12 protein-coding genes and 1 pseudogene are annotated in these 10770 nt (G+C 65.9%); 3 read left to right on the forward strand and 10 right to left on the reverse strand.

All coding sequences use genetic code 11. The features are described 5' to 3' along the window. Nucleotides 1–141: 141 nt before the first annotated feature. From soxX to ffh, 8 genes are all read right to left on the reverse strand, one after another. The gene (gene soxX / locus F816_RS0110625; RefSeq protein ID WP_018169170.1) at nucleotides 142–834 is read right to left on the reverse strand and encodes a sulfur oxidation c-type cytochrome SoxX; all 693 of its coding nucleotides are present in this window, start codon (nucleotides 832–834) and stop codon (nucleotides 142–144) included. A gap of 28 nt (nucleotides 835–862) precedes the next feature. Then, a complete protein-coding gene (soxA, locus tag F816_RS0110630) occupies nucleotides 863–1672 on the reverse strand; it encodes a sulfur oxidation c-type cytochrome SoxA (RefSeq protein ID WP_019594709.1) in 810 nt (269 codons plus the stop codon). 443 nt (nucleotides 1673–2115) lie between these two features. After that, complete coding sequence (locus tag F816_RS0110640; protein ID WP_019594711.1) at nucleotides 2116–2682, reverse strand: methylated-DNA--[protein]-cysteine S-methyltransferase; 567 nt, start codon at nucleotides 2680–2682, stop codon at nucleotides 2116–2118. Nucleotides 2683–2705: 23 nt separating this feature from the next. Beyond that, nucleotides 2706–3062, reverse strand: a complete 357-nt coding sequence (gene rplS, locus F816_RS0110645) for a 50S ribosomal protein L19 (protein WP_018145318.1) — start codon at nucleotides 3060–3062, stop codon at nucleotides 2706–2708. 9 nt (nucleotides 3063–3071) lie between these two features. Continuing rightward, the gene (gene trmD, locus F816_RS0110650) at nucleotides 3072–3839 is read right to left on the reverse strand and encodes a tRNA (guanosine(37)-N1)-methyltransferase TrmD (protein WP_019594712.1); all 768 of its coding nucleotides are present in this window, start codon (nucleotides 3837–3839) and stop codon (nucleotides 3072–3074) included. Nucleotides 3840–3849: 10 nt separating this feature from the next. Beyond that, entirely contained in the window at nucleotides 3850–4359 is a 510-nt protein-coding gene (gene rimM, locus F816_RS0110655; RefSeq protein WP_018169174.1) for a ribosome maturation factor RimM, read from the reverse strand. Nucleotides 4360–4396: 37 nt separating this feature from the next. Further along, nucleotides 4397–4660, reverse strand: a complete 264-nt coding sequence (gene rpsP, locus F816_RS0110660; protein WP_018145315.1) for a 30S ribosomal protein S16 — start codon at nucleotides 4658–4660, stop codon at nucleotides 4397–4399. 135 nt (nucleotides 4661–4795) lie between these two features. Beyond that, nucleotides 4796–6184, reverse strand: coding sequence for a signal recognition particle protein (ffh, locus tag F816_RS0110665; RefSeq protein ID WP_019594713.1), 1389 nt, complete (start codon nucleotides 6182–6184; stop codon nucleotides 4796–4798). A 199-nt stretch (nucleotides 6185–6383) separates the two neighbouring features. On the opposite strand from ffh, the gene F816_RS0110670 reads away from it, so the two are divergent. The 3 genes from F816_RS0110670 (at nucleotide 6384) to radA (ending at nucleotide 9917) form a co-directional block, all read left to right on the forward strand. After that, the gene (locus F816_RS0110670; RefSeq protein WP_019594714.1) at nucleotides 6384–7184 is read left to right on the forward strand and encodes an inner membrane protein YpjD; all 801 of its coding nucleotides are present in this window, start codon (nucleotides 6384–6386) and stop codon (nucleotides 7182–7184) included. Nucleotides 7185–7284: 100 nt separating this feature from the next. Then, nucleotides 7285–8571: an HlyC/CorC family transporter gene (locus tag F816_RS0110675; protein ID WP_019594715.1), complete on the forward strand. Its 1287-nt coding sequence runs from the start codon at nucleotides 7285–7287 to the stop codon at nucleotides 8569–8571. Continuing rightward, a complete protein-coding gene (gene radA, locus F816_RS0110680; protein WP_019594716.1) occupies nucleotides 8571–9917 on the forward strand; it encodes a DNA repair protein RadA in 1347 nt (448 codons plus the stop codon). Before F816_RS0110675 ends, radA begins: the two co-directional genes overlap by 1 nt. A 249-nt stretch (nucleotides 9918–10166) precedes the next feature. Here the strand turns inward: radA and F816_RS15145 are convergent. After that, a pseudogene (locus F816_RS15145) lies at nucleotides 10167–10374 on the reverse strand (hypothetical protein). A 46-nt stretch (nucleotides 10375–10420) separates the two neighbouring features. Continuing rightward, nucleotides 10421–10770 (reverse strand): integrase core domain-containing protein (locus F816_RS0110685; protein ID WP_019594717.1); only part of this gene is annotated, 350 nt, incomplete at its 5' end.

A 10770-nucleotide genomic window follows, 5' to 3' on the forward strand; every position in this document is an offset into this window, starting at 1 on the left:
AACAGGTCCCGGATCAACGGCCCATGGCCGCAAAGTAGCTAGACCCATGCTTGGGTCCGTCAGGAAAAACCACCGCGAGCCCTCCCGCGGTGGTTCAAAAAAGGGCAGCCCCGGAAGGCCGCCCTCGAACCAGTGTGTGGCTTACTGGTTGTTGACCGGCGACTCCGGATCCAGCAGGTAAGCCATGATATGGCTGATCTGCTCGTCGCTCAGGAGCTGGTGACGGTCGGAGTTGAACCGCGGCATCTGGGTGCACGGGAAATACTGGTGAGGATTGGAAATCACCTCGTGCACGTAATTCAGCACCGCTTCGCTGGTACCACGGTTGGCACCGTAGTTCTGCAGGCTCGGGCCGATGGTCCCCTGCTCGGAAACCCGCGGGTCGAACACGTGGCAGTTGTAGCAGTTGCCACCCGCCTCGCGCTGACCGTGGTTGTCCGTGTTGTGACCCTGGCGGTAACCATAACCGGAGTTCGCCAGTTCGGCACCCTTGCGCCAGTCACCCAGCTCCACGCCGCCTTCCGGACGCTCGTAGCCGGCACGCGCCATGGCCACGACGCGGCCGGCGGTTTCGCCATCCGGATCGCCTTCCATGGAGCAGGCCTTCTGCAGCTCGTCCTGGGTCATGCGATCACGCCAGGAACCGCCTTCCTGCATCTCCTGGTCACGGAAGCTGTCCGTTTCGAAGATGAGATGCTCGGCCAGCTCGTCAGCGCTCATCGCGGTGATGTCGACATCCGAACCCTTGCTTCCATCGGCAACGGCGCAACCAGCGGCGAGGGCGACGGATGCGAACGCGGCCATGCCGGCCGCAACAGCATTCTTTTTAAACATACTTGGTGTCTCCTATTGCGTCCGTAGATTACCGCTTCAGGTCAGGCAGGATGGCCGGTTCGCCACGCGCCGCATCGTTCCAGAACGAGATCAGGGCGGTGTTGACCGGGGTATCGTGCTTGATACCTGCGTGACGCATCTGCCACACGCAACCACGGATACGGTGGTTCTGGCTACGCACGTTGTCGTGGCCGGCGCGGTGGGCGGGCCAGGAAATTGCCTTGGTCCATTCCTGACCATTGCGCATCTCGGGCAGCACGGAGGCACGGATCTGCTTGCCGGAATCGCCATGGCAGCTGGCGCAGTTGAAGTCCATCGCGCCACCGCGGCGGAAGAACAGCTTCTCGCCCGCATCGCGCATGGCCTGCTCTTCCGGGTGATCCAGCGGCGGATTCCACGCCATACCGGAGGACTGGTGGGCAATGTAGGTGGTCAGCTTCATGATGTCGGAGCCGTTGCCATGACGCTGGCCTACGGCGGCGTCATCGCTGGTGAAGCCCTGCAGTTCCTTCATGCAGTGCACCAGGCGCATTTCGAAGTCCATCACCTTGCCGGTGTCTTCGAAGTAGCGCGGCAGCTCGACATAGGCGCCGTCCAGCTCGCCCGGCCCCTTGCCGAAGTCGCAGCCTTCCAGGGAGACGTTGTTCGGGCCGCGCTGGGCGTAGAACAGGTCCTCGCCTTCCTCGACCAGCCACAGGGCCGGGTTGTCCGGCATCATCATGATGTTCATTTCACTCTGATGCAGGTAAGCGGAATCGGGGTTGCTCTGCAGCAGGTTCTGCAGGACATCATTGGGGTCTTGCCATTCGCCGGCCTGAGCCGCAGCCCCAACAGCCATTGCTACGGGCAACGCAAGCAATGCTTTCTTGAACATGGAAACCTCCATCACACGGGTTTTTTTCGATTGAGCCCGGGACTGATCTGGCCCGGACCTGTGTAGCAGAGTGCTGAACCCGAGTCCGTGCTGTCAACACAAAAGACTATATTAGCGTTTCCTAAAAGTCTGTTTTTCAACGGTTCTTGGGGATCAACACCGAGGGGCAGACGATGATTCCCTCTTTATTATTCCCGCCTTTCCAGGGTTTTTTTCAGGCACCGTTCAGGCGCGCGATGGCCGACAAACACCTGATGTCGCGAGCGAATATCCCGGGGGCCATGGCCAGCCCGAGCACGGCGGGCTAATGCAGCCTCCACGGAATACCGGGCCAGAACGAGAAAAGCACCCAGCTCGGGTGCGGGTGCGAGGAGGCATCGGCGAGCTGCGAACCAGCCGCCGCGGGGTCAATCGCGACCCAGAACACCCTCATGGACCAGCAGCAGGCGTTTCACCTGGGCCAGCTCGCCCACTTGGTCGCCGGCGTACCCACCGACATCGCTGGAGGTGCGAAAACGCGAGGAGACCACGCGGTGGCAGGGGATGAACAAGGGCCAGGGGTTGGCACGACAGGCCTGCCCCACCGCACGGGGCGCAGAACCCACGCGGGTCGCGATCTCGGAATAAGTGCGCACCTCGCCCACCGGGATCTCCGACAAGGCGGCCCACACCCTGCGCGCATGGGCGCTGCCGGGGGGTACAGCCAACGTCGGGCGCCAGGCCGTGGCGTCACGACCGTAGCGTTCCGGGTCAAAGCGCGGCGCCTGGAGATCCGCGCTCGGGATATCCACCAATGGCACCAGATCCTGGGGATCGTCCGGATCCTGCCAGTCGCAGGCCAGGACTTCGCCATCGGCAGATTCCAGCCACACAAAAGCCAGCGCGACTCCGGGGAGGAGGCAGCGCTGGCTGCGGGTCATCGGACCTGCCGACATCGAATAGCGAAACGCCAGGGGTGGCCGGGGTTCGGCCATGCGCCGAACCCCGGCCGGTCGCGTTACTTCGCGGCCTTGACGTCTTCCTTGATGCGGGCGGCCTTGCCGGTCCGGTCGCGCAGGTAGTACAGCTTGGAACGACGCACCTTGCCGCGGCGCTTCACCTTGATCTCGGCGATCTGCGGGCTGTGGGTCTGGAAGGTACGCTCCACGCCGTTGCCGTAGGAGACCTTGCGCAGGGTGAAGGCGGAGTTGAGGCCGCGGTTACGCACGGCGATCACCGCGCCCTCGAAGGCCTGCAGACGCTCGCGGTCGCCTTCGCGAACCTTGACCTGCACCACCAAGGTATCGCCGGGCCCGAAGGCGGGCACATCCGACTTCATCTGCTCGGCTTCCAGTTCCTGAATGACGTTATTCATTGCTCGACCTCAATCATCGCTTTCGGTGCGCGAGCCGCCGGTATGGCCACTCGCACGGTATTCGTCCAACAGGGCCGCATCTTCGGCCCCGAGTTCCAGCCGGGCCAGCAGGTCCGGCCGCCGGGTCCAGGTCCTGCCCAGTGCCTCGCGGCGGCGCCAGCGCCGGATCGCGCCATGATCGCCCCCCTTCAGGACCGGCGGCACGGTACGCCCGGCGACCGTCTCCGGGCGCGTGTAGTGCGGGCAATCCAGAAGCCCCGCACTGAACGAGTCCTGCTCGGCCGAGTCCGCATGCCCCAGAACCCCCGGTAGCAGGCGGGCACAGCCATCGATTACCGCCATCGCCGCAAGTTCGCCGCCCGAGAGCACGAAGTCGCCCAGCGACCACTCCGCGTCGACCTGCGCCTCGATAAAGCGCTCGTCGATACCCTCGTAGCGCCCGCAGACCAGGGCGACCCGCGGCCGCCCGGCCAGTTCACGCAGCATCGCCTGCCGGATCGGTTGCCCCTGCGGGGTCAGTGCGATCACGTGCGGCGTGGCTTCGGTATCCGCCCGCGCCGCATTCAGCGCGGACGCCAGCGGCGCGTACTGCATCACCATGCCCGGACCCCCGCCATATGGCCGGTCGTCCACTGCCTGGTGAACACCGGCGCCCCAGGCACGCGGATTCCAGTATCTCAGTTCCAGCTGACCGCGCTCCACGGCCCGCCCGGTCACTCCGGATTCGCCAACCGCTGCGACCAGCTCCGGAAACAGCGAGATGACGTCGAAACGCATCCGCGCCGCTTCAGAATTCCGGGTCCCAGTCGACCCGCACGCGGCGGGCCTCCAGATCCACGTCCAGCACGTACTGGTCGCGAACCCAGGGGATTAGGCGTTCCCGATCCCCCTGGACTACCAGCACGTCGTTGGCACCGGTCTCGATAAAACCCGAGATGGTTCCCAACACCGCGCCGTCGTTGTTCTCGACCGCCATGCCCAGCAGGTCGGCCCAGTAGTAGGCGCCATCTTCGGCCGGTGGCAACCAGGCCCGCTCGATCGCGAGTTCGGCACCAATCAACCGGTGCGCCCCATCGCGATCCGCGGCTTCGCGAAACTTCATCACGACGCCCTGGCCATGGCCGCGGCCACCCTCGACGTCAACCAGGCGCCAATCACTCCCGTGCTGCATCCACAGCTGCGGGAATTCGGTGATCGCGGCGCGCGGCGCGGTCTCGGAAAAGACCCGCACCCAACCCTTGACGCCATAGACCCCGGACACACGTCCGACGCGGATGCGCTCATCCGCCTCATTCATGACCGCAGCCAAGCGTCAGTACAGCGGCCGGGCGCCCTCAGGCCGCCGCGGACTGCTGCTGCTTGCGGTAACCCTTGACCAGGTGATTCACACGCTCGGACATGCCGGCGCCGTGACCCAGCCAGTGGTCCACGCGCTCCAGATCGATGCGCAGCGGTTCTTCCTGACCGCGGGCCACCGGGTTGAAGAAACCGATCTGCTCCTTGTAGCCGCTATCGCGACGAGCGCGGGAATCGGTAACCACGATCGAATAAAACGGGCGCTTCTTGGCGCCGCGGCGTAGCAGGCGAATCGTAACCATGTAGTGTTGAACCCCGTGAGTCCGTTTTCTCGAGAAAACGCGCGATTATAACGAATTCGACCGACAACACAAGGGAGAGCTCAGGTCTCCCTTGTGCGCCAGGCCGCCGCTCGCGCGTACTTTAGGTAGTTTCTGCTAGCGAAACGGCATCCCGCCGCCGGGGCCACCCATGCCCCCCATGCCGCCCATCTTGCTCCCCAGGGCCCGCATCATCTTCGATGCGCCGCCCTTGGAGAATTTCTTCATCGCCTTGCTCATTTGGGTGTGTTGCTTGAGCAGACGATTCACATCCTGAATCTGGGTGCCGGAACCGGCGGCAATACGGCGCTTGCGCGAGCCCTTGATCACCTCCGGGTGACGGCGCTCGCGCTCGGTCATCGACGAAATCACCGCCATCATGCGACCGATCTCCTTGTCGTTGGCCTGATTCTTCACCGCATCCGGCAGCTTGCCGCCGCCGGGGAGCTTCTCGAGCATGGAGCTCATGCCGCCCATCTTCTGCATCTGGCCCAGCTGGTCGCGCAGGTCGTTCAGGTCGAAGCCGCGGCCCTTCTTCAACTTGCGGGTCAGCTTCTCGGCCTGATCCTGGTCGACCTGGCGACTGGCCTCCTCGACCAGCGACAGCACGTCGCCCTTGCCGAGGATGCGCGAGGCGATGCGCTCGGGGTGGAACGGCTCCAGGGCATCCGGGCGTTCGCCCATCCCAATGAACTTGATCGGCACGCCGGTGATCTGGCGCACCGAGAGGGCCGCACCCCCACGGGCATCGCCGTCCGCCTTGGTGAGCACCACGCCGGTCAGCGGCAGCGCCTCGCCGAAGGCGCGTGCGGTGTTCGCCGCATCCTGCCCGGTCATGGAGTCGACCACGAACAGGGTCTCGATCGGATCGATCGCCTGATGCAGGGCCTGGACCTCGGCCATCATGTCCTCGTCGACATGCAGGCGGCCCGCGGTATCCACGAGCAGGACCTCGATGCCCTCGCGGCGGGCGCGGGCGACCGCATCCCTGGCAATCGCCTCGGGCTTCTGGCTGGTGTCACTGGGATAGAACGTGACTTCGACCTGGCCGGCCAGGGTCTCCAACTGCTGGATTGCTGCCGGACGATAGACGTCACAGCTAACCACCGCGACCTTTTTCTTCTCGCGCTCGCGCAACAGGCGCGCGAGCTTGCCGATGCTCGTGGTCTTGCCAGCACCCTGGAGGCCGGCCACCAGCACCACCGCGGGCGGCTGCTGCGCGAGGTTCAGCGAGGCGTTCTCGCCGCCCATGGTCGCGATCAGTTCGTCATGGACGACCTTGATCAGGGCCTGGCCGGGGGTCAGGCTGCCGATGACCTCCTTGCCCAGCGCCTTTTCCTTGACGTCCTTGATGAACTCGCGCACCACCGGCAGGGCCACGTCGGCCTCCAGCAGCGCCATGCGCACCTCGCGCAGGGCATCCTGGACATTGTCCTCGGTGAGCCGCGCCTGACCCTTCAGGCGCTTCATGGTCTCCTGCAGGCGGCTGGAAAGGCCGTCGAACATCACGCGTCCTCGTCTGAATCAGCGGCGGTCGGCGCACATCCACCGACCACGGGACCGCACAGTATACCGGTCTCGCGCTCCGGGATGCAGGCCCACCGCCGGGCGACCGGTCGAGAGATCACAGCCGGGCACCCGAACTGACGCCGGAACGGCCGTCACCATGTGCAATCCGCCGGCGGAGCGGCGATAATCCGGCGTCATGATCATTGCCATCGGACTCCTCGCCGTCGCGCTGTATCTCGTCACCGCGGGCTACCTGATTGTCACCGCCCGCCGGCAGCCGCTGACACCGGGCCAGCCGCGGGCGCCCCTGGCCCTGTGGGGGCTCGCGCTGCTCGCCCACCTGGGCGCATTACTGCCGATGGTGCTGACCGATACGGGGCTCAACCTGTGCCTGGGCAATGCGCTGTCGGCCTCGCTGTGGCTGGTGGCCGCACTGCTGTGGCTGACGAGCTGGCGCCACCCCCTGGCCATCCTCGGGGTCGTGATCCTGCCGCTGACCGCGCTGGCCGCCCTCACTGCTCTCCTGTGTGACGGCGATACGCGCTATACCACCTCGGCCGGGATCGACCTGCACATCCTGTTCTCGGCACTGGGCTGGGCGTTCCTCGCGCTGTCCACCGCGCAGGCGGCGGTGATGGCCGCCCAGCACCGGGCCCTGCACAACCATCACGCCTCGGGCTTCGTGCGCGCCCTGCCGCCGCTGTTCTCGATGGAGGTGTGGCTGTTCCGGATGATCTTCATCGGCTGGCTGTTCCTCGGGCTCAGCCTGCTGTCCGGGTTGCTGTTTGTGGACAACCTGTTTGCCCAGCACCTGGTCCACAAGACCACCCTGTCGATCCTGGCCTGGCTGATCTTCTCCACCCTGCTGATTGGCCGCTGGCGTCTCGGCTGGCGCGGCACGCGCGCACTGGCCTGGACCACCGGCGGCTTTGTCGTACTCGTGCTGGCCTATTTCGGCTCCAAGCTGGTACTGGAAGTCATCCTCGGACGCATCTGAACGCGGTAACCACGGCTTGACACCCCCGCGGGCCTTGCCTGAAATGATCCCGAGCATGCAGCCCCGCCCGTCCGCCCACCCCTGACCGCAGGCCGCACCCTTGCAAGAGATCCCGCTGTCCGTCCTGTTCGGCGCCCTGGTGGTGCTGTTCCTGCTGTCGGCGTTCTTCTCCGGCTCGGAGACGGCGTTGATGGCGCTGAACCGCTATCGCATGCGCCACCGCGCGCAGACCGGCCATCGCGGCGCTCAGCGCGCCGCGCGGCTGCTGGAGAAACCGGATCGACTGATCGGACTGATCCTGCTGGGCAACAACTTCGTCAACATCATGATCGCGCAGATCGCCACCTTCATCGGGTGGCGCCTGTTCGGCGATACCGGCGTGGCCATCGCCACCGGCGTGCTGACCCTGACCCTGCTGATCTTCGCCGAGACTGCGCCGAAGACCCTCGCTGCGCTGCACAGCGAACGTGTGGCCTACCCCGCCGCCTGGGTCTACTCCGGACTGATCAAGGTGATGTGGCCGGTGGTCTGGATGATCAACCTGATGGCGAACGGCGTGCTGCGTCTGTTTGGCGTGCACATGAATGCCGGCCAGCGCGCCGCACTGAACACCGACGAGCTGCGCAGCGTGGTCTCCGAGACCGGCGCGCTGATCCCGGCCAATCACCAGCGCATGCTGCTGAACCTGCTGGATCTCGAACGCACCACGGTCGAGGACATCATGATCCCGCGCAACGAGATCGTGGTAATCGACCTGAACGAACCCTGGAACGAGGTCGAGGACCAACTGATCCACGGCAGCTTCACGCGACTCCCGGTGGTGGAGGGCGAACTGGACCACATCGTCGGCTTCGTTCATCGCCGCGACGTCCTGCCGCTCGTGGAGCGCGACGCGTTCGGCCCCGACGACCTGCGCCAGGTCCTGACCCCTCCCTATTTCATCCCCGAGGGAACGGCGCTCAACCGTCAGCTGATCAACTTCCAGCAACAGAAAAAACGCATCGGCCTGGTGGTGGACGAGTACGGCGACATCGAGGGCCTGATCACGCTGGAGGACCTGCTGGAGGAGATCGTCGGCGAGTTCACCACCGATTCGCCGGCGATGAGCGACGACGTCCTGCGCCAGGACGACGGCTCGGTCATGGTCGACGGCGGCATTCACCTGCGCGAACTGAACCGGTCTCTAGGCCTGGATCTACCGCAGGACGGCCCGAAGACCCTCAGCGGGCTGATCGTCGAACACCTGGAGAGCATCCCCGAGGCGCCGGTGAGCGTGAAGATCAACGGCGTGGTGATGGACATCGCCCAGATCAAGAACAACACCATCCGCACCGTGCGTGTGGTCGCGCCCGACCTGCCGGAAGCCCCGGCGCAAAAGGCCCCCTGATGGCAAAGAACAAGACCCAGTACGTCTGCCAGTCCTGTGGCGCGATCAGCCCCAAGTGGGCCGGCCAGTGCGGCGACTGCGGCGCCTGGAACACCCTGGAGGAGGCCGCTCCGGCGGCCAGCGCCGGCCCGCGCGGCGGGTACGCCGGTGCGGTCGCCGGCATTACCCGCCTGGGCGAGGTCGAGCTGGCCGAGGTACCGCGCACCAGCACCGGGTTGTCGGAACTGGATCGCGCCCTGGGGGGCGGCCTGGTCCACGGGTCGGTGGTGCTGCTGGGCGGCGACCCGGGCATCGGCAAGTCCACGCTGCTGCTGCAGACCCTGGCCATGCTGCCCATCGGCGACACGCTCTACGTGACCGGCGAGGAATCGGCCCAGCAGATCGGCATGCGCGCCCGGCGCCTGGGCCTGGAGGTCGACGGGCTGCGCCTGCTGACCGAAACCCAGGTCGAGAACGTGATCGCCACCTGCGAACGCGAACGCCCGCGCGTACTGGTAATCGACTCCATCCAGACGCTCTACACCGCGGCGTTGCAGTCCGCCCCCGGATCGGTCGGCCAGGTGCGCGAAAGCGCCGCGGCCCTGGTGCGCATGGCCAAGCAGCGCGGCATCACCGTGATCCTGGTCGGGCACGTGACCAAGGACGGCCAGCTCGCCGGGCCGCGCGTGCTGGAGCACATGGTCGATACCGTGCTCTATTTCGAGGGCGACCCGGACGGGCGGTACCGCATGCTGCGCGCGGTGAAGAACCGCTTCGGCGCGGTGAATGAGCTGGGCGTGTTCGCCATGCTGGAGAACGGCCTGAAGGCGGTCTCCAACCCTTCCGCGATCTTCCTGTCGCGTCACCAGGGGCCGGTGCCCGGCAGCGTCGTCATGGTTACCCGCGAGGGCACGCGCCCGTTGCTGGTCGAGGTGCAGGCGCTGGTCGCCGAGAGCCATGCCTCGCAGCCGCGGCGGATCACGGTGGGGCTGGAGCAGAACCGCCTGACCATGCTGCTGGCCGTACTACACCGCCATGGAGGCGTGGCCCTGTTCGACCAGGACGTGTTCATCAACGTGGTGGGCGGCGTGCGCGTAACCGAGACTGCCGCCGACCTGCCGATGCTCGCCGCCGCGCTGTCCAGCTTCCGCGACCGGCCACTGCCGCAGGAGATGCTGGCCTTTGGCGAGGTCGGTCTGGCCGGCGAGATTCGGCCGGTTCCGAATGGCGAGGAACGCCTGCGCGAGGCGGCCAAGCATGGCTACACCCGTGCCATCGCCCCGGCCGCCAACGCCCCGCGCAAGCCGATCAAGGGGATGGAGGTGATTGCCGTCTCGCGCCTCTCGGAGGTCCTCGACGCCCTCTAGCGTTGCTGACACGTCGAGGGTCTGCGCGTCGTCCGGCCGCCTGCCACAGTTGGCTAGGCCTATCCGACGTCTGTGTTTACGGTGCCTCCGGTCCGCCGCCTGCCAGGCGCTGACTCGCCAGCGCGCCGCGAGGTCCTTTCTTGCTTGCCCAAGAAAGGACCCAAAGAAGGGCACCCGGATTTCGCCCGGGAACCTTGCTCCAGGGCCCTCGGGCCGGCGGCGCTGAACTCGCTACGCCTGCGGCTCCGCTCAGACATCCAGCGCCTTGTTTCCGGCCCGAGCACCCTTCCACAAGGGGCTCCATACGGGGGGCTAAGGTCTAAACCGCCTGTATTCCAAGCAACCTGCCCAGCAACAGACTGTACTGTCGGAAAGCCCCCGGCACCCGCCCTGCGGGTGCGGCACGCAACGGCCACAGGCCGAGCGTGCCCAAGATGCCCGAAAACCTAGCCCCCATCCATGAGCACGATCGCCAGAATGGCTGTTGTCTTGACCTGTGGTGGTCAAGTGATTTCGGACACCGCGTTAGGTGGAGTGGCTGCCGTTGGTTGCTCGTAGACGCTGGGAGGCAGGTAGCCCAGCGTCGAGTGGATGCGAACGGTGTTGTAGAACCGGACGATGTAGTCCGCGATATCCCGCCGCGCCTCGCCGTGGTTCGCGTAGCGGCGCTGCCAGACGCGTTCCGTCTTGAGGCTCAGGAAGAAGCGCTCGACAACGGCATTGTCCCAGCAGTTGCCCCGGCGACTCATGCTCGCCTGGATCTGGTGCCGGGCCAGCAGCCGCTGCCAGGCGGCGCTGGTGTATTGGCAGCCCTGATCCGAGTGCAGCAGCAGTCCCGGCTCCGGCTGGCGCT

Source organism: Thioalkalivibrio sp. ALM2T (assembly GCF_000381505.1).
Lineage (GTDB): Bacteria > Pseudomonadota > Gammaproteobacteria > Ectothiorhodospirales > Ectothiorhodospiraceae > Thioalkalivibrio > Thioalkalivibrio versutus.